This is a genomic window from Parvibaculum sp. (assembly GCF_002684405.1).
Classification (GTDB): domain Bacteria; phylum Pseudomonadota; class Alphaproteobacteria; order Parvibaculales; family Parvibaculaceae; genus Parvibaculum.
This window is the reverse complement of sequence record NZ_NYVD01000139.1, coordinates 1-26,261: the sequence shown is the minus strand read 5'-3', so window position 1 is coordinate 26,261 and position 26,261 is coordinate 1. Positions and strand designations below refer to the sequence as shown.

Genomic DNA, 26,261 nt, shown 5'->3' with positions numbered 1-26,261 from the left:
GGACACGCAAGGCGATACTCACCCTGGCCTGCGGTGTTGCGCTGATCGTGGCCTATCTGGCCGGACGGATTGTGCCCGATGCCGGTCATTTCGCATTCATCGCCGCGCTGCTCGTCGGCCTGATACCGGTCGCGCGACGAGCGCTGGCCGGTGCCATGGCCGGCACGCCGTTCTCCATCGAGACCCTGATGACCATTGCCGCCACCGGAGCCGTCATCATCGGCGCGACCGAGGAAGCGGCGACGGTGGTCTTGCTGTTCCTTGTCGGTGAACTGCTCGAAGGTGTGGCCGCGGGCCGCGCCCGCGCCAGCATCAAGGGGCTGGCCGATCTGGTGCCCAAAACGGCGCTCCTTGTCGAAGGCGATCAGACCCGTGAGGTACCGGCAGCAGACCTCGCAGTGAACGCGATCGTCATGGTGCGCCCCGGAGACCGAATACCTGCCGATGGCGACATCGTCGAAGGGCATAGCGCGATCGACGAATCCCCTGTCACGGGTGAAAGCGTGCCCAAATCCAAGCAGGTGGGCGACCAGGTGTTCGCCGGCACGATCAATACCGATGCCGTCCTCAAGGTAAGAGTCACGGCGAGCGCGAGCGACAACACCATCGCGCGAGTCGTGCGGCTGGTCGAGGAAGCCCAGGAGAGCAAGGCGCCGACCGCCCGGTTCATCGATCGCTTCTCGATGTACTACACACCCGGCGTGCTCGTCGTCGGTGCCCTGGTGTCGATCGTACCTCCGCTTCTGTTCGGGCAGTCGTGGGGCGAATGGGTCTACAAGGGCCTTGCAATCCTGCTGATTGGGTGTCCGTGCGCCCTCGTCATCTCGACGCCGGCCGCGATCGCCGCGGCGCTGTCGGCTGGCGCGCGTCAGGGCTTGCTCCTCAAGGGCGGCGCGATGCTCGAACGCCCGCGCTCGATTTCGATGGTCGCGCTCGACAAGACCGGAACGCTCACCGAAGGCAAGCCACAGGTGACGGACATCGTCGGGGTCGGCCGTTCGGAGTGCGAAGTGCTGTCGCTTGCAGCAGCGCTCGAAACGGGATCGAACCATCCGCTGGCAATCGCGATTCTTTCCAGGGCACAAGCCGACCAGGCGCCGATTCCACCCGCCGCATCGGCCAGGGCCATCGCCGGCAAGGGGGTCTCGGGCAAGGTCGGCGGCGAGGACGTATTCCTTGCTTCGCCTGCGGCTGCGGCCGAACGCGTCACGATCGAGCCGGAACTGCAGGCAGTGATTGACAAGTTCAATGACGCCGGCAAGACCGTTTCCGTCCTCGTTGCCGGTTCAGAAGTCGCTGGCTTACTGGCGATACGCGATGAACCTCGTGCCGACGCCGAGGCCGGCCTTCATGCGCTCAAGGCCGCCGGCGTCGGTGTCGTCATGCTGACCGGCGACAATGCGCGGACCGCTCAGGCAATCGGCTCCAAACTCGGTATCGAGGTTCGGGCCGGCCTGTTGCCGGAGGACAAGCAGCGCATCGTTCGCGAGTTGCAGTCCGAAGGGAAGGTGGTGGCCAAGGTCGGCGACGGTATCAACGACGCTCCAGCGCTGGCGGCGGCAGATATCGGCATTGCCATGGGCGGCGGCACAGATGTTGCGCTCGAAACCGCCGACGCCGCGGTGCTGCATGCTCGCGTGCTCGACATCGCCGGAATGATCGACCTGTCCAAGGCGACCATGACCAACATCTGGCAGAACATCGCGGTCTCCCTCGGTCTCAAGGCCGCCTTTTTCGTGACCACGATTGTGGGCATAACCGGGTTGTGGCCGGCGATCCTGGCAGATACCGGCGCAACTGTGCTCGTCACCCTCAATGCGATGCGCCTGTTGGGTTGGGGCGTTCGCCGCTTCCCCATCGCCGCCGTTGCCGCAGACTAGGCATGCTGTGGCCGCGCTGATCGAGCCAGCGCGGTCCGCCAGGGCTTCAGACTTTGACCAGCATGGCCGTGCCGTACATGAAGGCGACACCGAAGGCGAGCCCGGCCATGACCGGCCATGACAGCAGAGCCGCTGTCCCACGGCCGTCGGATCTCGCCAGATAGGCGCTGACTTCGACGACCACCTGCAGGATGGCGCCGGCTCCGATCGCCAGCGCCAGCGCCGACCATTGTGGCGCATAGGCGAGGCTTCCTATCCACAGGCCCAGGACGGCCGGGCCGCCGGCAAGCAGGGTCAGGGCCGGAAATGTCCACAGGGGCGGGCGCTTCTTCAGCATCGGCGCGGCGATGCCGATACCCTCGGTGATGTTGTGAATGGTGAAGCCCAGCACGAGGAAGGTGCCAAGCCCGGCCGCCCCGGCGGCGAAGGCCGCGCCGATGGCAAGACCCTCGCCGAGATTGTGCAGGCCGATACCGAGAGCGATGAATGTCGCGAGCGTCAACCCGGCCGGCGTGCCGCCGCGGCGTCCGGCGGCCATGAGAATGAGGAAGGCGGCGGACGCTGCAAGAACGACCATGGCTTGCCCCTGGAAAATGGCGGCGGCCTCGCCCGCGAGTTCGAGGGCCTCACCCGCGGCGTCGATCATCAGGAACACCAGCAGCCCCACCGTCGTCGCGAGAAGGAAGTTCATGCCGCCGCGGCCGATACCGCGCAGCGCAGGATAGAACATCAGGCCGATGGCGACCGGTACGATGCCGACGAACGCCCCCAGAAGCATCTGGCTCCAAAGCGTTGCGGCATTGGCGACCGGGGTCGGCACGGCAACGGCGATCTCATGTTCGAACGTGGCGCCGGTGTTGGTGACGATCTTCACCGCATGCGTCTCGCCGAGGACCCAGGGATAGGACAAGCGAATCCATGCAGTGTCGCCACGACCGAGGGGCTCGGCCGGTTCCTGCACAAACTGCCAATAGGCGTCGTCGACCTGCACCTGAGCGATCGTCATCGGCTCCGATCCACCGGCGCGGACGAGAAGATCGATGCCGCCGTCGGACAGGACGGTGCGCTCGAAGGTCAGGTTCTCCACCGGCGGCGCACCATTGTCGAAACGGCTCAATGGATTGGCCGTAACAAGCCAGGTGACTGCAAGCGCCAGCACGGCGAGTGGCAGCAGAAGCCAGATGAGGGCTGCGCGTGACCGCAGCGGCTCGACCGGTGCCGATCCGGCTTCGGCAACAGGGCGAGTCTCGTTCATGCCACGGCCTCCTTGACGTCGAAAAAGCTCATCCAGCCCAGCTCGGCGAATTCCGACTGGTGCGCGTGGAACATGTAGAGGCCGGGTTCGTGCTCCTTGAAGGAGAACTCGAGAATGCCGCGCTGCGCCTGGCATTGGGTGATCGTGTCGACGGTACGCAGTGTCGGCGTCAGCGTCGTGCCATGATCGAAGTAGTCGTAGAAATTGCCATGCAGGTGGAACGAGTTGATCGGATCGAACTCGACGGCGTTGACGAGATACACCCGCACCGGCTTGTCGCGCAGGATGGGGATCGGGCGTTTCATATAAGTATGCGCGACCGTGTTGACCGCATAGACCTCGTTCTCGTCGTCGAAATTGGTGTCGAAGGCGTTCATCACCATAGCGAACTCCTGCCACTCGGCGTTCTCCGGGGTGCCGAGCAGGCGGGAGCGGGCGACATCGGCATGCTCGGGATGGCGCACCGGGTCGGGATCGACGACGAAAAGCCCGTAAAGGCCCTTGTGGATGTGCCGCTTCAGGGGCAGCGCATGGCAATGGTAGAAATGGCAGCCGAATGGTTTGGCGTCGAACTCGTAGACGAACTCATCACCTGGATCGATCACGCCGGCGCCGGGAATGCCGTCCATGCGCGCGGAGTGAATGCCGTGGAAGTGGATCGAATGGGGATGTGAGCCAAAGTTGCGGAAGACGATCCTCAACCGCTCTCCCTCGGTTGCCCTGAGCGCCGGGCCGGGAACACGGCCGTTATAGGTCCAGGCCGGAAACATCACTCCGGGAGCGATCTCGATTTCCTTGTCGACGGCGTCAATCTGGAAGGTGCGCAGAACGCGCCCATCGGGCAGTCGGGAAACCGTTCCGGTCTCCCACTCGGTCAGCATCTTGGCCGTGTCGAACCCGTTCCGCGCCTCATCGACATCGCCGACCGTCATCATCGCGCCGTGGCTGGACGCGTGGCCCGAACCGGCCATCCCTTGATGCGGCTTGCCGCCACCATATCCGGCTTGACTGACCTCCTGCGCGCTGCCCACCGCGGCGACGGCAGAGCCGCCCGCGGCCGCTAGACCCGCTCCCAGAACCATGCGCCGGCTCAACCGTGTTCGCAGCCAATCGGAAATCTCGAACATTCAACGTTCCTGAAATTGAGAATTATTTGCAACTTAGCAGGAGCTATGATTTGAAGCAAGGGCTGCATTGTTTGGCTCAGCGCGCCGGTGCGAGCGAAATGGGTCGGCGCATCCATTCCCGGTGGCCCATTCCATCGCCGCGCGCCCGGAGGCATTCTCACAACAATGAGTTGGCATCCGAAGGACGTCAGCTCGGTCGCGGTCCCCACAGGATGATTGCGGCGCCGACCAGACAAACCGCAGCACCGCTCACGTCCCAGCGGTCGGGACGCTGAGATTCCGCCACCCAAAGCCAGAACAGCGACGCCGCGACGTAGACGCCGCCATAGGCTGCATAAGCACGCCCCGCGAAATCGCTGTCGATGCGCGTCAGCAGCCAGGCAAAGAGCGCGAGACTGGCCATGCCCGGTACGAGCCAGAGCGGCGACCGGTCCAGACGCAGCCAGGCCCAGAAGGCAAAACAGCCGGCAATTTCCGCCAGCGCCGCGCCGATATAGATTGCGAGCGTTGCCATCACGATGCCAGCGCCTCCAGCACCGGGCATTCCGGTATGTCCTCGCCGGAGCATTGCGCGGCGGTCGTCGCCAGCACCTTCTCGATCCGCTTGAGGTCGTCGATCTTGGCGCGGACATCGGCGAGGTGTTGCTCGGTCCGTTCCTTCACCTCGGCGCAGGTCTGAGTGCCGCCATCAACGAGTTCGAGCAGGCCGCGGATCTGCTCGATGGAAAAGCCGAGCTCGCGGGCGCGCAGGATGAAACGCAGCCGCGAGATGTGGGCATCGTCATAGACGCGGTAACCCGACGCCGTGCGCGGTGGATCGGGCATCATGCCGGTCTTCTCGTAATAGCGAATGGTTTCGAGATTGCAGCCGGTGTGCCTTGCCAGTTCGGCGCGCTGCAATCGCTTCCCGGAAACGTGATCGGCCATGGCTCGAAATTCTCCTTGAGTCTGTAGTTACTACAGACCGTAGCTTGCTTTCGACTGAAATTCGAGGGCGAACCGTATGGGCGAGACAAAAATCGAAACCATGGCGCTGGACGTGCCGACGCATGTGCCAGATCGGAAGAAGGGTTGGTTTGCCGCCGGCGGTGTCGTCGGCGCCATCTTGGCTTCGACCTGCTGCATTGCGCCGCTCGTCCTACTGACGCTTGGTGTTTCAGGCGCCTGGATCGGTAATCTGACCGCGCTTGAGCCCTACAAGCCGATCTTCGCCGGGGTGGCGCTCGTCTTCATCGGGCTCGGCTTTCGGCAGGTCTACTTCAAGCCCAAGGTCGCCTGCGAGGACGGGTCCTACTGCGCCCGCCCGGAACCCGCTCTCATCACCAAGTCCGCCCTGTGGCTGTCGACCGTACTGGTCGTTCTGGCGCTGACGATCAACTGGTGGGCACCGTTGTTCTATTAGGAGAAATCAATATGAAGCCGAAGTTCTTCGTCGCTGCTGGAATGCTTGCTCTGGGCGTATCCGGCCTGCCCCTTGTCTCTACCGTCGCGTCGCCGATCCTTGTTTCAGCGGCTCAGGCGGCTTCGAGCGAACACGCCGCCACCTTCGATGTGCCGGGCATGATCTGCGCACTTTGCCCGGTCACGGTCAGGAAGGCGATGGAAAGCGTTGAAGGTGTGAGACAAGTTGAGGTCGACTTCGATGCCAGGACGGCGACTGTTGTGTTCAATCCGTCGGTGACCACCGTCGAAGCCATTGCCGCCGCCTCGGCCAATGCCGGATACCCGGCGACGGTGCAGCAGGGAAGCTGAAGTGAGCGCATTGCCGAGCTTCGAACTGCGTGCCGGCGTAGCCTTTCCCGACTGGACTGCGGTGACCTCGCCAGCCTCGGCGGATGCGCTGGCCGCAATCCTCTCCGCCTTCGATCTGGCTAAGAACTGGAGCGGCTATGACGATGAGGAAGATTGCGTGCGACAGGCGGCCATCGAGGGGTTGGCCGAGTTGGATAGCGCGCCGAATACGGCCTGGATCGCGGTCCGGACGGGACTTGACGAGGATCGCGTGTCGGCACTCCTGGGCCGGCTGGCGACCCGCGATCTGGTGGTCCGCGATGGAGGCAGCAGCGCCATCGTAGGCGCTTATCCGCTGACCACAATGTCAACTGAACACCGCGTCGGGCTCGACGGCAAAGTGACGCACGCCATGTGCGCCGTCGACGCGCTCGGTATAGGGGCTATGTTCGATGCCGACGTGGTGATCAAGTCTAGCTGCCGCGCATGCGGCGGTTCTATCCGGATCGCCACAAAGGACCGTGGCGTCGCTCTGGATTGTGTAGAGCCGGGTACAACCGTAGTGTGGTCTGGCAACCAATATGATGGAGCTTGCGCAGCGACCTCTCTCTGCACCGTAATCCCCTTCTTCTGCTCCGAGGCGCACCTCGAAGACTGGTGGAGAACCAACCGATCCGGCTCGGAAGGGTACCGCCTCACGCCGGACGAGGCGATGCAGATCGGGCGGGCACTGTTCGCGCCGGTGCTCACGCGGGCGGGTGGCGCTGTCGGGAGACTGGCATGAAAGACACGACCATCCTGAAAACCGGAATCGCCGGCTCGAACATCGCGGCGATCTGCTGCTCAACACCGGTCCTGGTCATCGCGCTCGGCGCTCTTGGCCTGTCAGCCTGGCTCGGCTGGGTCGACTATGTGCTCATTCCAGCGCTTGTCCTCTTTCTCACGATCACTGCCTATGGGCTCTGGCGGCGGCAGCGGGCGGCGGCGTGCGGCGCCTCTGAAACACAATCGAACAACGGAAGGGCCTGACATGGCCGATTGCTGCAGCACGGACGGAAGCCGGAAGGATGGCTATGATCTCGCTGTCATCGGAGCGGGTTCGGCGGGTTTCTCCGCTGCGATCACGGCCGCTGAGCAAGGCGCGAACGTAGTTCTCATCGGACATGGGCTTATCGGCGGCACCTGCGTCAATGTCGGCTGTGTGCCGTCCAAGACCATGATCCGCGCCGCCGAAGCGCTGCACGGTGCACGCGCGGCAAGCCGGTTTCCCGGCCTCGCCGGTGAGGCCCATGTCGCTGACTGGCGAGTCCTGATCGCGGCCAAGGACGATCTCGTCGGAACACTCCGGCAGAAGAAATATATCGATCTGCTGTCCGAATATGACGGGATCGCCTACCTGGAGGGGGCAGCAAGGTTGAATGGCGCCGGCGTGCTTGTGAACGACAGCCCCGTTGCTGCCGGCAACATCATCGTCGCCACCGGCGCATCACAGGCCGTGCCAGGCATCCCGGGCATTGAGAATGTTCCCTACCTCACCAGCACCACGGCGCTGGAAACTAACCAGCAGCCGCGCTCGCTTCTGGTTATCGGCGGCGGCTACATCGGCTGCGAGTTGGCCCAGATGTTCGCCCGCACCGGAACCGCCGTGACCTTGGTCACGCGCTCGCGCCTGCTGCCCGAGGCCGAACCGGAAATAGCGCAAGCGCTTGCTCGCTACCTTGCCAAAGAAGGCATAACGGTTCGTGCCGGACTGACCTACTCCAGGATCGAGCAGCAGAACGGTGAAACCACGCTGACCATTGACGTGGATGGTCGCGCCGAGACGCTGACCGCCGAGCGGGTTCTGGTGACCACCGGACGCACGCCCAACACGGCGGACCTTGGGCTGAACGAATCCGGCGTGAAGCGCGCGTCCGGTGGCGGAATTATCGTCGATGACCGGATGCGCACCTCGAAATCCGGCGTCTATGCCGCCGGCGACGTGACCGGACGCGATCAGTTCGTCTATATGGCCGCCTATGGCGCCAAGCTTGCCGCACACAACGCGCTGAACGGCGACAGTTTTGTCTATGACAATACCGCCATGCCCTGGGTGGTCTTCACCGATCCGCAGGTCGCCGGCGTTGGACTTTCCGAGCGCCAGGCAAGACAACGCGGCTTCGATGTGAAGACATCGGTTGCACTGCTCGACCAGGTGCCGCGGGCGCTTGCGGCGCGTGACACGCGCGGACTCATCAAGCTGGTCGCGGACGCTGAGACCGATCGCCTGCACGGCGCGCAAATCCTGGCGCCCGAAGGCGCAGACAGCATCCAGACCGCCGTGCTCGCCATCAAGCACGGCATGACAGCCAAGGCTCTGGGGGAAACAATCTTCCCGTACCTCACCACCGTCGAAGGGCTGAAGCTCGCCGCCCAAGGCTTCGGCAAGGACGTTGCCAAGCTTTCCTGCTGTGCGGGTTAGCGAGAAGGACTGGCGCCGCCGCTGGCCCTGTGGACCAAGATCTGCTGTTGTTGTTCGCATGCCGACTATCGCTCCTGTTCGGTTGACAGGAACTAACGCCGAGCGCCAACTGGAGCTGTTAAGTTTGCAAGATCTGGGAGGCGAACTACGGCTGCAGCGGGTAGGACGTTTTTTCCTTTCTAGACTGGAACTTGCAGCGAGTGTCGGTATCGGTGGTTGCGAGCCCCCGCAACCAACATCAAAAAGCCCGTCAGGTTAGCGCCTGGCGGGCTTTTTCGTTGCTGTTTCCCGCTCCCGCGCCGCGTTGTCGTTTCCCCCTCGGTTCATATTGAAGTTATCGCAGGGACCGGGCATTTTACCGCGCGGGGGGCGTTCGGTGGAGCGGCCGCGGACGTCAGGGGAGGGCGGTATGCCTCATACGAATCCGGTGCATCGAAACGGTCGGCGGTACAAGCGCCTGCCCGCGCGCAAGGCGTGGCGGGCGGTGCTTCTGGGTGCCGGCGTTTCCGCTCTCGGGGGCGGGGCGGCGGCCGCGCCCGCGGACCTCTTCATCTATGTGCCGAATTTCAACGACGATACGGTCGGGGTCTTCTCCACCAATACGGACGGCACGGCGAGCCCGGTCACCACGGTTGGCGGTGTCGGTTCCACGCTGCTGTCGTCGACCGTGCGGGGCGACCAGGCCTTCGCCTATGTGCCGTCGCGTGGTTCCGACACGCTTTCGGTCGTCGACACGGCCACCAACACCGTGGTGCAGACAATCAACACCGGCATCCAGCCCTCCGGTCTCGCCTTCACGCCGGACGGGGCCCATGCCTATCTCGCGCTCGGCAGTGGCGGCGTCGAGGTCTATGACGTCGACGCGGTGAGCGGCCAGTTGACCTCGGTGACGACCGTTTCCACCGGTGCGGGCAGTGGGTTGCGCAATCTTGTCCTTTCGCCCGACGGCACGCGCGCTTATGCCGTCGATCAGGTTCAGGACCGGGTGGTCGTCATCGACACGGCCACCAACAGCGTGCTGACGAATGTGACGGTCGGCGATCAGCCGCTCAATATCACCGTCAGTCCGGACGGCGCGCATCTCTATGTGAGCAATTTCACGGACAACAGCGTCTCGGTCATCGACACCGCCATCCATTCGGTAAGTGCCGCGCTGAGCCTTGATTTCGGCGGGACGCTCGGACGCGGGCCGGATGGCGTGGCCGTCAGTCCGGATGGGGCGTATCTTTATGTCGCCAACCGCACGACCGGCAACATCACCATCATCGATACGGCGACAGGTACGGCGGTCGGGATCGTTTCCAATGGATCCCAGACCAACGGTATCGCCCTTTCGCCCGACGGCACGGCGCTTTACGCCGCGTCGCAAGGCGCCGGCGACAAGCTGTCCTTTTACACCGTCGATCCCGTCACCGGTCTTCTGACGGCAAACGGTTCGACGGCAACGGGCGACGCGCCGCTTAGCGTAAGCATGTGCAACGACCCGAAGTCCGGCGCCCCGCTCGCAAACGGGGGTACCTTCGTCGCCAACACGGGGGCGGCGCTGGCCTGCGCCGGCGGCACGGCAGTCGTCGATGGCGGCACGCTGCTCATTAACGGCGCGAACCAGACGATTGCGACGGCAATGTCGCTTGAGGCCGCCGGCGGCACGATCGACACGAACGGCAACGATACGCTGATCGACGGTATCGTCAGCGGCACGGGTGGCCTCACCAAGACCGGCAGCGGCATGCTCACGCTCAATGCCGTCAACACCTATACCGGCATGACGACGGTGTCCGCCGGGACGCTGGCCGTGGGTGATGCCACGCATCCCGGCGCCTCCATCGCGGGCAGCGCCACCGTCGACAGCGGGGCGCGGCTCATCGGCCACGGCGCCATTGGCGGGTCCGTCTTCAACCAGGCCGCGGGCACGGTGGCGCCGGGCGGCTCCGTCGGTACGCTCTCGGTGGGCGGCAATTATACGCAGGGTGGTGGCGCGACGCTGGAAATCGAGGTCTCGCCCGCCGCGGGCTCGCAGCTGGCGGTGAACGGCACCGCCACGCTGGATGGGACGCTCGATCTCGTCTACCAGGCGGGCAGCTACAGCCCGTCCAGCTATGCCATCGTGACGGCGGGTGGCGGCATCAGCGGCCGGTTCGCCTCGATCAGCGGCACGGCGCCGGCCGGGTTCCGCCAGACGCTCTCCTATGGGGCGTCGCAGGTGACGCTCTATCTGCTGTCGGTTTCCCAAGCGCCCGACGGCGCCACGCTCTATACGGGGCTGCGCACGGCGGCGCTGCAAAATGGCGGCGAAGCCGGGCGCCTGCTGCTTCGCCGTCTGGCAGGCGAGGCGCCGAGGACAGGTGACGCGGTAGCGCTGCGGGGTGGGGAACCGGTTCAGCTCGCGGCGGCGGGCGACAGTGACAGTCTCCGCGGCCTCCTCGGCAATGCGCAGGGCAAGCCCGATGTCTGGGCCTGGGCTTATGGCAGCTTCACCGATGTGGACAATGACGGCGCGACGCCCGGTTTCGACACGAAGACGGGCGGCTTCCTGATCGGCCGGGATCTGCCGCGCAGCGATGGGGGCTTTTCCATGGGGCTTGCCGCCGGCTACAGCCACACCTCGGTGACGGAAGGCGGAGTCAATGACGCGACGCTGAATACAGTGCGCGTCGCGGCCTATGGCGGCTGGCTGGACGGGCCGGTGACGCTGGGCGGCACGCTCGGCTATGGCTATCACCATGTCGATGCGGACCGTGCGGTGCCCTCGACCGGCGGTATCGCCGGCACGGATTACGGCATTCACGAGGCCTCCGCTGCGCTTCAGGCGGCGGCGCCCACACAGGCCGGAAATGTGACGCTCACGCCGCGCGTGGGCGTTCAGTATATTCGTCTGTGGGAAGACAATTTCACGGAGGAGGGTGCGCCGGGCTTCAACCTTTCCGGCGACGGGCGGCAGGTCGACAGCCTGCGTCCGTTCGCGGCGCTTTCGGCCTCGCGGGTTTTCAGGACGGGCGAGGTCGGCACCGTCACGCCGTCGGCCGAAATCGCCTATAGCCGGGAAGTGCTGGACGCGGCCCCGCATGGCAATGTGTCCGTCGCGGGCTATCGCTATGCCGTCGCGGCGCTGGAGGCTGCGCGCGATCGGCTGTCGGTCGGCGGCGGTGTGGATGTGCAGCTCGACAGCCGGTTGTCGGCGCGGGCGAGTTACGAGGCGGCATTGCCGGTCGGCAATGTCTTCAGCCAGACCTTCCAGCTCAGTCTCGCCTATCGTTTCTAGGGGCAGCGGCGCGCTTTCCGCCGCGTCAGGCGGCGGCAGGCGCGCTGACGAAGCGCAGGTGGCCTTCTTTCGTCCAGAGGCGGCAGCCTTCCTTGCCGGCGGTCAATGAAAGCGCAGCGCCGATGGGCAGGCGCAGCCATGACCATGGCGAGAACTCTTCGCCGCTTTCAGTGAAACCGCCCTCGAGACACAGGATTTCGATGCCGTCTTCGGGTGCGAGGTCGAGATGCGCGTTCGGGGCCAGCTCGATCAGGCGCACCGTTTCGCGTTCGTCCGTGAAGAGCGTGGCCGCCTTTGCGCCTGTGTGTCCGTCCATCGGTTCCAGCGCCAGCGCAGTCGTGTCGAGCGTCACATAGGTCCGGTCGTCGGGCGCGAACTGCCAGAGCTTCACGAAGATGGTGCAGCCCTCCGCCGCGCCGGGCGTGTGGTGCGAGGTCGGCGGGTTGCGCACATAGGTGCCCGCGGGATAGTCGCCATGCTCGTCCTGGAAGGTGCCGTCCAGCACGAGGAATTCCTCACCGCCGCCATGGGTGTGTTCGCTGAAGGCGCTTTCGGGCGCATAGCGGACGATGGAGGTTGCGCGCGCCACTTCCTCGCCAATCCGGTCCAGCATCTTGCGCTCGACGCCCGGCATGGGCGAGGGGATCCAGTCCTGCGCCGCGGCATGCATGACCGCGCGCTTGTCGAATTCCGCATTGAGCTTCATGGCATGGTGCTTCCCTGTTTGCGCCCCGGCGGCGCCTGCCGGAAACATAGGATTTTCGCGCTGCCTGTCCAGATATCGGCCGAAACCCGCAAATTGCCGGTAGGTGATCCGACGCCGGGGAAGGGTGGCGTTTTTCGTCTCGCGATCCCTGCGTCAAATTGACATGACGCGTTTTCAGATTGCCATTGACTGGTTCTTCACGTGAGTCAAAATCAAGTACCCACAATCTCGAGATGGAAAACCCAGCCTCGCACGCAGCCCATGGACGGCGTGGACAAGAGGCAAAACAAAAGGGAAGAGAAAAATGACAGGGACGGAAACGCTGGAGAAGCCGGCCGCGGGCGCCGGACAGACTGAACATTTCGACGTGCTGGTCGTCGGGGCCGGCGTGTCCGGCATCGGTGCCGCCTATCATCTGCAGGACCAGACCCCCGACCGCTCCTATATCGTCCTGGAGACGCTGGAGAGCTTCGGCGGCACATGGCTCACGCATAAATATCCGGGCATCCGCTCGGACAGCGACCTCTATACCTTCGGCTATCGGTTCAAGCCGTGGGTGGGCGCGCCGATCGCCTCGGCGGAAGAGATCCTGAAATATATGGGCGAGGTGATCGAGGAGAACGACATCGGCCGCCATATCCGCTACCGGCACAAGATCAACTCGGCGAGCTGGTCGAGCGAGGACAATATCTGGACCATCGAAGGCACTCGTCTGGACACGAACGAACCGTTCCGCATCACGGCGAACTTCCTGTGGATGTGCCAGGGCTACTACAAGCATGACGAAGGCTATACGCCCGACTGGCCGGACATGGACAAGTACAAGGGCCAGATCGTCCATCCGCAGACCTGGCCGGAAGACATCGAGCTCAAGGGCAAGAAGGTCATCGTCATCGGGTCCGGCGCCACGGCGGCGACGCTTGTGCCCGCCATTGCCGGCGATTGCGAGCATGTGACGCTGCTGCAGCGCTCGCCGACCTATTTTATTCCGGGCCGGAACGAGAACGAGCTGGCAGATCGCCTGCGTGAGCTTGAGGTCAAGGAAGAGTGGATCCATGAGATCACTCGCCGCGAAATCCTGCACAATCAGGACGAGTTCACCCGCCGCTCCTTCGAAGAGCCGGAAGTGGTGCGCAAGGAGCTGCTGGACGCGGTGCGTCTCTTCCTGCCGGAAGAAACCGTGCAGAAGCATTTCACGCCGCGCTATCGCCCTTGGCGCCAGCGCATTGCCTTCGTGCCGGATGGCGACATCTTCCAGGGTATCGCGTCGGGCAAGGCCAACGTCGTGACCGACGAGATCGAGCGCTTCACGGAAAAGGGTATCCTCACCAAGTCCGGCGAGGAACTGGAAGCCGATATCATCATCTCGGCGACGGGCTTCCACCTGTCCGTGCTGGGCGACATCGATTTCGCGGTCGACGGCAAGAAGGTCGATTATGCCGATACCGTCACCTATCGCGGCATGATGTTCACCGGTGTGCCGAACCTCGTCTGGGTGTTCGGCTATTTCCGGGCGAGCTGGACGCTGCGTGTGGATCTGCTCGGCGATTTCGTCTGCCGTCTCCTCAACCACATGAAGGAGAAGGGCGTCAGCAAGGTCACCGTCGAGCTTCGGCCGGAAGACAAGGACATGAAGCTCGGTCCGTGGATCGATCCGGAAGATTTCAATCCGGGCTATCTGATGCGCTCCATGCATCTCCTGCCGAAATGCGGCGACAAGCCGGAATGGCGTCACACGCAGGACTATTGGAAGGAGAAGGACGAGCTGCCGCTGATCGATCTGGAAAGCGCCGAGTTCGTCTACGCCAAGGCCAAGACGAAGGAGAAGGCAGTCGCCTGATCCCGACCGTCTCTGAAACGACCAACCCCGCGGCCCTCACCGGCTGCGGGGTTTTTTGTTTTCGGCGTGTGGGCCCTCCAATCGCGGCCCATATCGACGAGGCGTCTCAGTTAATGAAAGTAACTACAGAAACCATATAAAGTTTATGGTCTCCTGTGGCGGCCGGAAAATAGTGAACAGGGCTCAAATTCGGCCGCCGGAAAGATATTTTCCGGTCGATCGAGAATGAATTTTTTATCGGTGGCATCTAATACTTGCTCCAATGGGGCTGCGCACCTCATAATCCACAATTGAAAAACGAAAAAAGGTGTCGGGAGCGGTATGCGGAGCGGCTCGGCTTTCAAAGACACAGATAGCGCTACTCTCTTTCGTATGCTGCTGGCGACCGCCGTCGACGGGATTCTCGTCATCGACGAACGGGGCGAACTGCTCATCTACAATGATGCGTGCGAAAAACTGTTCGGCTACACCCCGCAAGAGGTGATCGGTCAGAACATCCGTATGCTCATGCCCGAGCCCTATCGACACGAGCATGACGGCTATCTGAAGGCCTACCGGGACACGGGCGAAAAGAAGATCATCGGCATCGGGCGCGAGGTGAAGGCCCTGCGCAAGGACGGGTCCGAGTTTCCGGTCTATCTCTCGGTCGGCGAAGGCCAACTCGATGAAAGGCGCGTCTTCGTCGGGATCGTTCACGATATAACGGTACGGCGCGAGGCCACGCGGCGCCTTCAGGAGACGCAGGCCGAACTCGTTCACATGTCGCGCTTCAATGAAATGGGGCAGATGACCTCATCTCTGGCGCATGAGCTGAACCAGCCGCTCGCCGCCATCATGAATTATCTCAGCGCCGCCGGGCGAACGCTTGCGAAGCTGGACGCGCCCGAGGCGGCGCGGGCGCGCGATCTCATGCAAAAGGCGTCCGACCAGTCGGCCCGCGCCGGGCAGATCATCCGGCACCTTCGCGATTTCGTGGAGAAACGCGATCACAATCGCAGGGAAGAAAATCTCAACCTCCTGGTCGAGGAAGCCGTCGAATTCGCCCTGTTGGGATCCGACGATCTGGATGTGCATGTCGATATCGAGCTTGAAGACGGCCTGCCTGCCGTTTTCGCCGACCGTATCCAGATCCAGCAGGTGATCCTCAATCTGGCCAGGAACGCCGTCGAGGCCATGCAGGACTGCCCGCTGCGCAGGCTGAGCGTGACGACGTCGCACCTGGATGACGGTTTTATCCGAACCAGCATCGCCGATACGGGGCCGGGCCTTGCATCGGAGGTCGCCGAGAACCTTTTCCAGCCCTTTATCACGACCAAGGAAAAGGGTATGGGGATCGGGCTTTCCATCTGCTGGTCGATCGTCGATGCGCATGGCGGAGAGCTGTGGGCGGAAAAGAACGAAGCCGGCGGGACCAGCTTCCATTTCCGCCTGCCGTCGACACCGGATTGAGGTTTTCTGAATGTCTGTCGAGAGCACGGTCTTCATCGTCGATGATGACGAAGCGGTCCGCGAGTCGCTGCAAGCCCTTGTGGAGACGGAAGGCTACGCCGTTCAGGCGTTCGATTCCGCGCGCGGATTTCTCGAAGGTTTTTCGCTGCCCGACGTCGGATGCCTGATCGTCGATGTGCGGATGCCGGATATGGGCGGGCTTGAGCTTCAGGCCGAACTCGTCGCGCGGGAGGCGAGCCTTCCCGTTATCGTCGTGACCGGGCATGGCGACGTGCCGCTTGCCGTGCAGGCGATGAAGGCCGGGGCGATCGATTTCATCGAGAAACCCTATAACGACCAGCAATTGCTCGACACGATCGCCCGCGCGCTGGAAATGGCGCGGAACCGGCAGAGCCAAAGTTCTTTCGCCCAGGAAGCCAAAGAGCGCGTTGCGTCTCTGACGCCCCGGGAGGCGCAGGTTCTGGAGCATCTGGTTGCCGGTCAGGCGAACAAAGTGATCGCCTATGAGCTGGGCATTTCCCCCCGGACGATCGAAATCCATCGCGCCCATGTGATGGAAAAGATGCAGGCGCGCAGTCTGTCCGATCTCGTCCGCATGGCCCTTGAGGCCGGTATACGCACCCCCGAATAATACGCCGTTTTCCTTGTCGCGTCGGTCCTGCGAAGCGTTGCGGTTCAAATCCCTTGAACGGGTAGGGGTAATTCCGTATTTCCCGGCATGGGACGCTTTCCTATGTTTCAGTTCAATGAACCCCTGTGTCGCAGGAGACGCGGTTGGAAATTCTCGAAGGCGCAACGGCCTATGTCGTCGATGATGACGAAGCGGTGCGCGATTCAATGCGGGTGCTGCTGGAATCCTACGGAATGTCCGTTGAGGATTATCCGTCCGCCTGCGCGTTTCTGAAGGCGGGCCCGCGTGGCCTGACGCTTTCTTGTCTTCTGCTGGACCTGCACATGCCGGGCATGGGCGGCATCGAGGTGCTGGAGCAGCTTCGCGCCCGGGGGGACCGCATTCCGGCCATCGTCATCACAGGCAAGGGCGACCTGGCGTCGCGATCCCGCGTGGTCGGGGCTGGGGCGTTGCAGATGCTCGAAAAGCCCGTGAACGAGGACGTGCTGGCCCAAGCCATTGCGGCGGCGCTCCGCTCTTCCGCCGCGGTCTGATCTCCGGCTACGTAGATGCCCGTAAGTGGAATTCCTGAATTTTCCCGCGGCGCTTCAGTCTTCATAGTTTCAGCATGAAAGCAGACGGGCTTTCGGAACCAGAGACCGAAAAGGGGGTTTCCCGATGTCGCTTACCCATGAATTTCAGGAAGATTTCTCTTCTCGCGGCGCCATGGACAATGTTCTTTCCATCGGCGGTGCGAAGGGTGCCCGGCATGCGGCGTCTGCCATAGTTCGCGAAGCGCAGCCGGATGTGCTGGCGGCGGGCAATCTGGGCGTCACCCTCTCCCTGTCGCGCAACAAGACGCTCTTCGAAGAGGGCGAAAAGGCGGATTATTCCTACCGGGTCATCAGCGGGGCCGTGCGTCTCTGCAAATTGCTGCCGGACGGGCGCCGTCAGATTTCCGATTTCTGCCTGCCCGGCGACACGTTCGGCTTTATCGCGGAAGAAAGCTACACGCTGACGGCGGAGGCCGTGGAGGACACGGTGCTTGTCCGCTATTCGCGCCAGACGGTGGGCGAGGCCTGCAAGTCCTTTCCCGCCACGAGCGAGCGTGTGCTGGCCGAAGTGCTGCGCGAACTGTCCTCGGCGAAGAGCCATCTCATCATGCTGGGCCGCCAGACCGCGCGCGAACGCATCGCGTCCTTCCTGCTGATGGTTCTCGACCGTCAGCCTGCCGACAAATATTGCGATACCCGCGTCTATCTGCCGATGGGCCGTCAGGACATCGCCGACTATCTCGGCCTCACCATCGAGACGGTGAGCCGGGCGATCAGTGAGCTTCGCCGGTCCGGCATCGTCCGCGCGCTGTCCACGCGGGAAATCCTGATCCGCGATGTGGACGCCCTTTCCGAGATTTCTTCAGGTTGCGCCTGAGGCTCTCTCTTCGGCAGGGCGCGCATGGCGTTCGACGCTCACCGATTTGATGACGGCAAAGACCTTCATGCCCGGGCGAAGGCCCAGCCTTTCGCCTGACTTGCGGGTAATGCGCGAGACGAGATGCGCCCCGCCGCAGGCAAGCGCCACATCGAGATAGGGGCTATCCCCCGTTTCCCCGACATGCCGGATGGTGGCGGGGATCACATTGTTGGCGCTGATCCCTCGCGGTTCTTCAAGGGACAGCATGACGTCTCCCGCCTTTACGCGCAGGCGTACCCGGCGGCCCGGGGCGGCGGTCAGGCGCGGCACCCAGAGACGCCCTCCGTCAAAACCTATTTCCGTCATGCGGTGGCCGTCGTCCTGCGACAGGACCTCGCCGGCAATGACCGCGCCCGCTTCCAGAAAGGCGCCGCGCGGCGACAGGTCGGAGCGGGAGAGCACGTCTTCCGCCGGGCCGGAGGCCAGCACTTTTCCGTCGTCGATAAACACCACATTGTCGGCGAGCTGCGTGACTTCTTCTATCGCATGACTGACCAGCAGGATCGGAATGCGGGCCTCGTCGCGCAGCCGTTCCAGCCAGGGCATGATCTCGGCCTTGCGCGTGGCGTCGAGCGCGGCCATGGGCTCATCCAGCAGAAGAATACGCGGATTGGCGAGCAGGGCCCGTCCCAGCGATACGCGCTGGCGTTCGCCGCCGGACAGGGTGCGCGGGCGGCGCGAGGCGAGGTGGTCGATCCCGAGCATGTCGAGAATGCGTTGCCTTTCCGCAGGCGGCAGCGGATCGGGCGAGCGCTTCGCGCCGAAATCGAGATTGGCGGCGACGCTCAGATGCGGAAACAGCCGGGCCTCCTGAAAGACATAGCCGACGCGCCGCGCGCGGGCCGGCCGGTTGATGCCGGTTGCCGTGTCGTACAGGGTTTCGCCGCCGATGGCGATGCGGCCGCTCTCGGGCGTGAAAAGACCGGCGATGGCGTTGATCGTGCTCGTCTTGCCCGCGCCGGACGGGCCGAACAGGGCGGTGATGCCGGTTTCTTCCGCGGCGAAGGCAATATCGAGCGCGAAGTCGGGAAAGTGGTGGCGGAAGCGGATATCGAGCGTCATGTGCCGAGCATCTTCCTGACGCGCCAGGCCGCATATTCGGCAAGGGCGAGACCGGCCAGCGCCAGCACGATGGAGAGCGCAACGAGACGCGCCGCCGCCGCTTCGCCGCCGGGCGTCTGGATGGCCGAATAGATCGCGAGCGGCAGGGTGCGGGTTTCGCCGGGAATGTTGGAGACGAAAGTGATGATGGCGCCGAATTCACCGAGGCTGGCGGCAAAGGCGGTGATGGCGCCTGCGATGATGCCCGGCGCTGCGAGCGGCAGCGTCAGATTCCAGAAACGGTCGAAGGGGCCTGCGCCCAGTGTCTGCGCGGCTTCGGCCAGATGCGGGTCGATGGCTTCCAGCGCCAGCCTTATGGCGCGTACCTGAAACGGGAAGGTCACGATCCCGGCGGCCAGCGCCGCGCCGGTCCAGCTGAAGATGAAGCGGATACCGAAGGTTGCCTCCAGCCAATGGCCCATCGGCGCGCGCGTGCCCAGCGTGACGAGCAGCAGATAGCCCATCACCACGGGCGGCAGGATGAGCGGCAGATGTACCAGCGCGTCGAGAAGCGCGCGGCCGGGAAACCGACGTCGCGACAGCAGCAGCGCCGCGCCGATGGCGAGTGGCAACGCAAACGCCACGGCGACGAGCGAAACGCGCAGGCTCAGCACCAGCGCTTCGATTTCCGCATCGCTCAGCACGCTGTGCAGCATGGGGTCTTTCCTGTGTCCGTCAGTTTCGGCGAAAGCCGAAGCGTTCGAATATGGCAAGTCCTTCGTCGCTTGTCAGGAAGGCGAGGAATTTACCGGCCTGTTCGGCGTTCCCGTCTTTGAGAAGCGCGAAGGGATAGGTGATGGGGGTATGGGCGGTGTCGGGGAACGCTTCCACGACCCTGACCCGGGCGATCCGGGCGTCGGTCGCATAGACGATGCCGTAGGGTGCTTCGCCGCGTTCGACCAGCGCCAGCGCCGCGCGGACATTGTCGGCGGCGGCCAGACGCGGTTCGAGCGCCGTCCACAGGCCGAGGCTTTTCAGGGCCTCCTTGCCATAAATGCCCGCAGGCACATGGGCGGGATCGCCCATGGCGATGCGGCCCTGCCCGCCGAGCAGCGCGGGCAGGTTTTCGATCCGTTCGCCGCCTGGCGGTTTTTCGCTTTCCGGGGCCACCAGGACCAGCCTGTTTGCGATGGGGCTCGTTCTGCTGCCGGCAAGGACGAGGCCGCGCGTTTCCAGCCAGTCCATCCATTTTTCGTTGGCGGAGGCATAGAGATCGGCGGGCGCGCCGGCTTCGATCTGGCGGGCGAGGGTGGAGGAGGAGGCGAAGGAAAACCGCAATTGCGCGCCGGTCTTGCGTTCATAGACCTTGCCCGCCTGCGTCATCGCGTCGGTGAGGCTCGCGGCGGCGAAGACCGTCAGCGGCTCGGCGGCGGCGGCGCGCGTTCCTGACGGGAGTACGCCCGAAAGCAGACCGAGGGCCAGCGCGACGGCGATCCGGCGAAGGGTTTTCGAGATATGGCCGGGTGTCGGCACGGGGGCTTCTCCTGCCATGCGTTATATCCAGATGAATATTCCGCATGGCAGGCGGGGAATTGCAAGGCTGAAGCCGTTGGCGACCGCGTGCCGGAAGAGCCGGTCCCTGGCGGCGATCAGGCGCGCGAGTGAAGGGGCGTGGCTGCGGCTTCGCCGGACCTTGCGGCCTGCGTCGTTGCGATATGCGTATTGTCGGCCTGGATCGGCTTGGGCATCCGGTTCGTCACGCTGGCGACATAGGCCATCATCTGGGCGAAGGCGTCGTCGGTCAGTTCCACGAAAACGCGCCGTCCGTCTTCGGGGTCGCGGATGCGGGTCGCCAGTTTTTCGGCGACGAGATCGCCGATCCGGCGCAGCGCCGTGGTGGCGGGCACATTGGCGGCGATGCACAGGCTTGAAACGGAGACCCGCTTGTTGGAAAGCCGCGCTTCGGCAAGGTCGAGCAGCATGTCCCAGGCGGGATCGGAAAACAGCTTGCCCGGCAGATAGTTGGATCGGGTGCCGGACAATTCGATCAGGGCGCGCACCCACCGGCGCATCTGGGCCTGATCGAGCGAGGGATCTCCCGCCGTGCCGCCCCGCCGGGCTGCACCGAAGGAGACGAGATTGCCGGACCCGGCGCCATTGACGCCACCATCGCCCCCGTTGCCGTCGGATTTGCGGGACGCGTCGTCCAGCCGATCGAGAACGCCCAGCATGTTGGAGGTACGGGCCATCATCAGCTCCGCTTCGCTGCGGATCGTATCGGTGAAATAGGCAATGTGGCAAAGCTCGTTCAGCTTGCGGACGCCGTCCTGGAAGGTGGCGGCCAGATCTTCCTCGGCAAAGGGATGCGGCAGGCTCGACCATGAGGTGCTGCGGCCGAGCCGGGCCACGGTACGGGGGCAGAGCTGGGTCGCCATCAGCACGATATGAGTGCGGCTCCGTGCCTCGCTGCCGGCGCAGGCGTGGTGGATACGCTTTACCCATTCCTCGGCGGACAGGTCGCAAAGCGGGTCATTCGCGTCGTCGCCGGCGCCCGGCAGCAGCGAAATCAGCAGGAGGCGCGGATCGGCGCCGCGGCAGATAGCCTCCAGAAAGGCGGCGCGTGTGGGCGGGGCTTCCCATGAAAAATGCCCGACCTTCTCGGTCAGGCGAAGGGCGTTGGCTGTCTGTCCGGCATCGGTCAGCGAGGCGGCGAAGGCCGGATCGACAATGACGGCGGATGATTGGGCCGCGGCAAGGCTTCCCTGAAACAGGCTATTCATATCAGACCCCCATTAACCATAGACTCAGTGTTGATAAAACCATGTTGCCACATCTTTAGTTCTATACAAGAGGGTATATCGTAAATTTTTGGTTATAGCCTCGAAATTGACAAGTTGGGGGTGGTCGCGGCGCGTCGCCTGTCGCATTTATCATGTATGCCCCACATGCATGCCCTAGGGGCATCGTGCGGACCGGGGCAGAGAGCGCAGGGTTTGTGAATGAGTAAGTTGTCGAGTGGGCCGCAGCCCTGGCACGCCATGGACGAGGCCGCCGTGCTGAACGCGCTGGCGACGCAAGCCAAAGGGCTTGGCGAGGAAGAGGCGGCGCGGCGGCTGGAAAGTCATGGGCCCAACAGCCTGCCCGAAACCCGGCAGCGCGGCGTATTTCAGCGATTTCTCGACCAATTCCGGAATGTCCTCATCTATGTGCTGCTGGTGGCGGCGGTGGTCACGGGCGCCATCGGGCATGTCACGGATGCCCTGGTCATTCTGGGCGTCGTGCTCATCAATGCGGTGATCGGGTTCATTCAGGAGGGACGGGCGGAAGCCGCGCTCGATGCCATTCGCGAGATGCTGGCCCCGCTCGCCACGGTACGGCGCGACGGTATGCGCCGCGAAATTCCGGCCAGGGAGCTGGTGCCCGGCGATGTGGTGCTGCTCGATCCGGGCGATCGGGTGCCGGCGGATCTCAGGCTTACGGGCGCGCGCGGCCTTGAGATACAGGAGGCCGCGCTGACGGGGGAATCCCTGCCCGTGGTCAAGGAGACGGGCCCGCAGGCGGCGGAAACGCCGATGGCCGACCGGCACGACATGGCCTATTCGAGCACGCTGGTCACGCGCGGCGCGGGCGAAGGCGTGGTGGTGGCCACCGGCGCGGAAAGTGAAATGGGCCGCATCGGCAAGATGATCGCCGAGGCGGAGACCCTCGAGACGCCGCTGATGAGGCGGCTGCGGACATTCGGCGGGCAGCTCACGATCATTATCGGCGCGCTCGCCGTGGCGGCCGTTCTGTTCGGGACGCTTGTTCGCGGATATGCGCTGCAGGACATGTTTCTCGCCGCGGTGGCGATTGCCGTGGCGGCGATCCCCGAAGGCCTGCCCGCCATCATGACGATTGCGCTTGCCATCGGCGTGCAGCGTATGGCGTCGCGAAACGCCATCATCCGCTATCTCCCCGCCGTGGAGGCGCTGGGCTCCGTCACCGTCATCTGCACCGACAAGACCGGCACGCTCACCTTCAACCAGATGATGGTGGAGCGCGTGGTGACGCCCAGCGGCCGCCACGATTTCAGCGGTGCCGGCTATGAACCGGAAGGCCGCCTTACGCCGGACGGCCTTTTGAACGATGGCGAGGGGGATCTCGCCGAAGAGGAAGTCAGACGTTTGCTCGCCGCTGGCGCCCTTTGCTCGGATGCCGCGCTTGAAAAGCGGGACGGGGGATGGGCCGTGCAGGGCGATCCGCTGGAAGGGGCCATCCTCGCCGCCGCGCCCAAGGTCGGGCTCGATACAGGGGCGCTGGGTCTCGCCAGACCGCGTCGCGATGTGGTGCCGTTCGAGTCTCAGCGGCGTTTGATGGCGGTTCTGATCGCATCGGACGAGGCGCAGGGCGCGGAGCTGATCGTCAAGGGCGCGCCGGAAACCGTGCTTGCCGTGTGCGACCGTCAGGCTGGCGTCGATGGCGACCGGCCGCTGGACCGGTCCCGCTGGGAGGAGGCGATGCATCGCCTCATGAAGGAAGGCGACCGCGTCATCGCCGTCGCAAGGCGCGAGGTCGCGGACGGAAAGGCCGATATTCTCGATGACGATCTTAAAGGCGGCTTCGTGCTTCTGGGGTTGCTCGGCCTGTCGGACCCGCCCCGTCCGGAAGCTGTAGAGGCCGTGGCGGCCTGCCGACGCGCCGGGATCGACGTCAAGATGATCACCGGCGACCATCCGGCGACGGCCGAGGCAGTTGCGCGGCGCGTGGGGCTATCGGGCGACAGGGTCGTCACGGGGACGGAGATCGACGGTCTCGACGATGAGGGTCTGCGGGCCTGCGTTCGCGAGGCGGATGTCTTTGCCCGCACGACGCCGGAACATAAATTGAGGCTGGTGAACGCCCTGCAGGCGCGCGGCGAGCTCGTCGCGATGACGGGGGACGGCGTCAATGACTCGCCGGCGCTGACGCGGGCCGATATCGGTATCGCGATGGGCGCGCGCGGAACGGAGGCGGCCAAGGATGCCTCCGCCATGGTGCTGGCCGACGACAATTTCGCCTCCATCGTCAGCGCGGTGGAAGAGGGCCGCACCGTCTATGAGAACCTGAAGAAGTCCATCGTTTTCATCCTGCCGACCAGCGGCGGCGAAGCGATGGTGCTGATCGGCGCCATTCTGGCGGGCACGATTTTGCCCGTCACCGCGGTTCAGATCCTGTGGGTGAATATGGTGACCACGGTCACGCTGGCGCTCGCGCTCGCCTTCGAGCCGAGCGGCAAGGACATCATGACCCAGCGCCCGCGCCCCACCGGCGAGGCGCTGATCTCGGGTCAGCTCCTGTGGCGGACGGCCTTCGTGTCCCTGCTGATGATGGCGGGGATCTTCGCGGTATTCTTCGGCCTCGGCGAGGCGTCGCTGGCGCATCGGCAGACCCTGGCGGTCAATATGCTGGTGGCGTTCGAAGCGTTCTATCTTCTGAACTGCCGGGAGCTGCGCCTGTCGCTTTTCCATGCGCATTGGGGGCGCGGGGCGCGTCCCGTTCTGCTGGCAATCGTTTCGGTTTTCGCGTTGCAGGCCGTCTTTACATACTGGCCACCCGCGCAGGCGCTGTTCGGCACCGCGCCCCTTGCGCTTTCCGACTGGCTGTTGCTCGGCGCGGCGGGGCTCGCCCTGCTCGTCATCGTCGAAGCCGACAAGGCCGTCTGGCGCCTCTTCAGTCGGCGGCGGCCTGCATGACGGGCGCCGCCATCGGCGTCCCGATATAATCGGCCGGGTCGAGGTCGCGCGTCTGCTGGCGGTAGCTCATGGTGAGACCGGGCCAGATGGTCGTGTTCTTGCCGCTCTCGGAGATGTACCAGCTGTTGCAGCCCGTCGCCCAGACCGTGTGCCCGATCTCCTGCTGAAGATCGCTGTTGAACTTCGCCTGCACCTCCGGCTTCAGTTCGAGCGCGGCGAGGCGGTCCTTCTCCATCAGGCCGAGGGCCTGCATCGTGTAGTGCGCCTGCGCCTCGATCATCAGGATGATCGAGTTGGAGCCGAGGCCGGTATTGGGGCCCAGCAGCATGTAGAAATTCGGAAAGCCCGCCGTGGTGATGCCGTAATAGGCTTCCGCGCCGCCAAGCTCGGTCCACACCTCGTTGAGGTCGCGGCCGCCGCGCCCCCTGATCGAGATTTCCGCGAACGGATCGGTCGCCTTGAAGCCCGTGCCGTAGATGATGGCATCGACCTCGATCTCTTCGCCCCCATTGGTGACGATGGAATGTTCGCGCACTTCGGCGACGCCGCTCGTTTCGACGCCGGCGTTGGGCGCGGCCAGCGCCTCGTAATAATTGTTCGACAGCAGCACGCGCTTGCAGCCGAGCTGATAGGTCGGCGTCAGCTTCTTGCGCAGCTCCGGGTCCTTCACCGCCTTGCGCAGATATTTGCGTCCCAGCGCCTCGCCCTTCTTCACCTGGTCGGGACTGTTGACGAAGAACCAGGTGCCCAGTTCCATGCGCGCCCAGATGAAGCCGCGGAAGAGCCGCCGCGCGAAGGGCACGTATTTGTAGAGCCGTTTCTCCCAGTTGCGGATCGGGCGGTCGTCCTTCGGGAGCACCCAGGGCGCGGTCCGCTGGAAGAGGGTGAGGTGGGCCACCTTCGGCTGGATTTCCGGCACGAACTGAATGGCGCTCGCGCCCGTGCCGATCACGGCGACCTTCTTGCCCGTCAGGTCGACATCATGGTTCCACTCTGCGGAGTGGAAGGCCGCGCCCTTGAAATTCTCGATGCCCTTGAGGTCGGGATAGGCGGGCAGGCAGAGCGCGCCCACGCCGGAGACGAGGTTGCGGCAGGCAATCTCATTGCCCTTCAGCGTCTTCACCTTCCAGAGCAGGGTTTCCTCGTCGAAGGATGCGCTCTCGATCCCCTCATTGAAGCGGCAATATTTCCGCAGGTCGTATTTGTCGGCCACGCGCTTCTGATAGGCCCAGATTTCCTGCTGGCCGGAATACATGCGGGACCATTCCGGATTGCCCTCGAAGGAGAAGGAATAGAGATGCGAGGGCACGTCGCAGGCGCAGCCCGGATAGGTGTTGTCCCGCCAGGTGCCGCCGATATCACCGGCCTTTTCGAGGATGGTGAAGTCGGTCTTGCCGGCTTCCTGCAGCTTGATCGCCATGCACATGCCGGAAAAACCGGCGCCGATGATGACCGTTTCGACGTCGGGCGCGACCTTTTTGCAGGGGTCTTCCACTGTCTTCCGAGGGGTATTCATGGCATTACTCCGTGCTGTCGGCATTGGCCCTACGCATTCTGCTGCTGCCTATTTGTATCTGACAACACCGTATGTCAATATGTTGCATGATCATGGATGAGAAAAACGACGTAGCGGAAAGGCCCGTTTCGGGCTCGGAAAGCGGCGCGGGTGCCCGGCGCTATCGCGGGGCCGCGCTCGCCGAGCGCAAGGCGATCCG

General features: G+C 64.1%; 23 protein-coding genes. 13 read left to right on the top strand and 10 right to left on the bottom strand.

Going from position 1 to position 26,261, the window contains the following annotated elements:
• Positions 1 to 1,880: heavy metal translocating P-type ATPase (locus CMI59_RS13105; protein ID WP_293328689.1), on the top strand; the 1,880-nt coding region annotated here is incomplete at its 5' end.
• Positions 1,881 to 1,926: 46 nt separating this feature from the next.
• On the opposite strand, the gene CMI59_RS13100 is transcribed toward CMI59_RS13105, so the two are convergent.
• The 4 genes from CMI59_RS13100 to CMI59_RS13085 all read right to left on the bottom strand — a co-directional run bounded on the left by CMI59_RS13100 (position 1,927) and on the right by CMI59_RS13085 (position 5,189).
• Complete coding sequence (locus tag CMI59_RS13100; RefSeq protein ID WP_293328688.1) at positions 1,927 to 3,135, bottom strand: metal transporter; 1,209 nt, start codon at positions 3,133 to 3,135, stop codon at positions 1,927 to 1,929.
• Complete coding sequence (locus CMI59_RS13095) at positions 3,132 to 4,262, bottom strand: multicopper oxidase domain-containing protein (RefSeq protein ID WP_293328687.1); 1,131 nt, start codon at positions 4,260 to 4,262, stop codon at positions 3,132 to 3,134. The genes CMI59_RS13100 and CMI59_RS13095 overlap by 4 nt, the downstream gene beginning before the upstream one ends.
• A gap of 187 nt (positions 4,263 to 4,449) precedes the next feature.
• Positions 4,450 to 4,776 (bottom strand): YnfA family protein, encoded by a 327-nt coding sequence (locus CMI59_RS13090; RefSeq protein WP_293328686.1) that lies wholly within the window; start codon positions 4,774 to 4,776, stop codon positions 4,450 to 4,452.
• Positions 4,776 to 5,189 (bottom strand): helix-turn-helix domain-containing protein, encoded by a 414-nt coding sequence (locus CMI59_RS13085; RefSeq protein WP_293328685.1) that lies wholly within the window; start codon positions 5,187 to 5,189, stop codon positions 4,776 to 4,778. Before CMI59_RS13085 ends, CMI59_RS13090 begins: the two co-directional genes overlap by 1 nt.
• Before the next feature lie 76 nt (positions 5,190 to 5,265).
• On the opposite strand from CMI59_RS13085, the gene CMI59_RS13080 reads away from it, so the two are divergent.
• From CMI59_RS13080 to CMI59_RS13055, 6 genes are all read left to right on the top strand, one after another.
• Positions 5,266 to 5,664, top strand: coding sequence for a mercuric transporter MerT family protein (locus CMI59_RS13080; RefSeq protein WP_293328684.1), 399 nt, complete (start codon positions 5,266 to 5,268; stop codon positions 5,662 to 5,664).
• Between the two features lie 11 nt (positions 5,665 to 5,675).
• Positions 5,676 to 6,014, top strand: coding sequence for a cation transporter (locus CMI59_RS13075; protein WP_293328683.1), 339 nt, complete (start codon positions 5,676 to 5,678; stop codon positions 6,012 to 6,014).
• A 1-nt stretch (position 6,015) separates the two neighbouring features.
• Positions 6,016 to 6,777, top strand: a complete 762-nt coding sequence (locus CMI59_RS13070; protein ID WP_293328682.1) for an alkylmercury lyase family protein — start codon at positions 6,016 to 6,018, stop codon at positions 6,775 to 6,777.
• Positions 6,774 to 7,022, top strand: coding sequence for a mercury resistance system transport protein MerF (gene merF, locus CMI59_RS13065; RefSeq protein ID WP_293328681.1), 249 nt, complete (start codon positions 6,774 to 6,776; stop codon positions 7,020 to 7,022). Before CMI59_RS13070 ends, merF begins: the two co-directional genes overlap by 4 nt.
• 1 nt (position 7,023) lies before the next feature.
• Entirely contained in the window at positions 7,024 to 8,454 is a 1,431-nt protein-coding gene (merA, locus tag CMI59_RS13060; protein WP_363102513.1) for a mercury(II) reductase, read from the top strand.
• Between the two features lie 409 nt (positions 8,455 to 8,863).
• The gene (locus tag CMI59_RS13055; RefSeq protein ID WP_293328680.1) at positions 8,864 to 11,716 is read left to right on the top strand and encodes an autotransporter domain-containing protein; all 2,853 of its coding nucleotides are present in this window, start codon (positions 8,864 to 8,866) and stop codon (positions 11,714 to 11,716) included.
• 25 nt (positions 11,717 to 11,741) lie between these two features.
• Here the strand turns inward: CMI59_RS13055 and CMI59_RS13050 are convergent, their stop codons facing one another.
• Positions 11,742 to 12,422 (bottom strand): cupin domain-containing protein, encoded by a 681-nt coding sequence (locus CMI59_RS13050; protein WP_293328679.1) that lies wholly within the window; start codon positions 12,420 to 12,422, stop codon positions 11,742 to 11,744.
• Between the two features lie 304 nt (positions 12,423 to 12,726).
• On the opposite strand from CMI59_RS13050, the gene CMI59_RS13045 reads away from it, so the two are divergent.
• From CMI59_RS13045 to CMI59_RS13025, 5 genes are all read left to right on the top strand, one after another.
• Positions 12,727 to 14,262, top strand: coding sequence for an NAD(P)/FAD-dependent oxidoreductase (locus tag CMI59_RS13045; RefSeq protein ID WP_293328678.1), 1,536 nt, complete (start codon positions 12,727 to 12,729; stop codon positions 14,260 to 14,262).
• 321 nt (positions 14,263 to 14,583) lie between these two features.
• A complete protein-coding gene (locus CMI59_RS13040; RefSeq protein WP_293328677.1) occupies positions 14,584 to 15,711 on the top strand; it encodes a PAS domain-containing sensor histidine kinase in 1,128 nt (375 codons plus the stop codon).
• 10 nt (positions 15,712 to 15,721) lie between these two features.
• Positions 15,722 to 16,342, top strand: a complete 621-nt coding sequence (gene fixJ / locus CMI59_RS13035; RefSeq protein WP_293328676.1) for a response regulator FixJ — start codon at positions 15,722 to 15,724, stop codon at positions 16,340 to 16,342.
• A gap of 143 nt (positions 16,343 to 16,485) precedes the next feature.
• Positions 16,486 to 16,875, top strand: a complete 390-nt coding sequence (locus CMI59_RS13030) for a response regulator (RefSeq protein ID WP_293328675.1) — start codon at positions 16,486 to 16,488, stop codon at positions 16,873 to 16,875.
• 124 nt (positions 16,876 to 16,999) lie between these two features.
• Positions 17,000 to 17,752: a helix-turn-helix domain-containing protein gene (locus tag CMI59_RS13025; protein ID WP_293328674.1), complete on the top strand. Its 753-nt coding sequence runs from the start codon at positions 17,000 to 17,002 to the stop codon at positions 17,750 to 17,752.
• On the opposite strand, the gene modC is transcribed toward CMI59_RS13025, so the two are convergent.
• The 4 genes from modC to CMI59_RS13005 all read right to left on the bottom strand — a co-directional run bounded on the left by modC (position 17,738) and on the right by CMI59_RS13005 (position 21,615).
• Complete coding sequence (gene modC, locus CMI59_RS13020) at positions 17,738 to 18,856, bottom strand: molybdenum ABC transporter ATP-binding protein (protein WP_293328673.1); 1,119 nt, start codon at positions 18,854 to 18,856, stop codon at positions 17,738 to 17,740. The two genes, CMI59_RS13025 and modC, sit on opposite strands and share 15 nt — an antisense overlap.
• On the bottom strand, positions 18,853 to 19,551 hold the full coding sequence (gene modB, locus CMI59_RS13015; protein ID WP_293328672.1) for a molybdate ABC transporter permease subunit: 699 nt from the start codon (positions 19,549 to 19,551) through the stop codon (positions 18,853 to 18,855). The genes modC and modB overlap by 4 nt, the downstream gene beginning before the upstream one ends.
• Positions 19,552 to 19,570: 19 nt before the next feature.
• Entirely contained in the window at positions 19,571 to 20,386 is an 816-nt protein-coding gene (gene modA, locus CMI59_RS13010) for a molybdate ABC transporter substrate-binding protein (protein WP_293328671.1), read from the bottom strand.
• A 98-nt stretch (positions 20,387 to 20,484) separates the two neighbouring features.
• On the bottom strand, positions 20,485 to 21,615 hold the full coding sequence (locus tag CMI59_RS13005; RefSeq protein WP_293328670.1) for a winged helix DNA-binding protein: 1,131 nt from the start codon (positions 21,613 to 21,615) through the stop codon (positions 20,485 to 20,487).
• Positions 21,616 to 21,834: 219 nt separating this feature from the next.
• Here CMI59_RS13005 and CMI59_RS13000 point away from each other — a divergent pair, with 219 nt between their 5' ends.
• The gene (locus CMI59_RS13000) at positions 21,835 to 24,546 is read left to right on the top strand and encodes an HAD-IC family P-type ATPase (protein WP_293328669.1); all 2,712 of its coding nucleotides are present in this window, start codon (positions 21,835 to 21,837) and stop codon (positions 24,544 to 24,546) included.
• Here the strand turns inward: CMI59_RS13000 and CMI59_RS12995 are convergent.
• Positions 24,524 to 26,062, bottom strand: a complete 1,539-nt coding sequence (locus CMI59_RS12995; RefSeq protein WP_293328668.1) for an NAD(P)/FAD-dependent oxidoreductase — start codon at positions 26,060 to 26,062, stop codon at positions 24,524 to 24,526. The two genes, CMI59_RS13000 and CMI59_RS12995, sit on opposite strands and share 23 nt — an antisense overlap.
• Positions 26,063 to 26,261 lie beyond the last annotated feature (199 nt).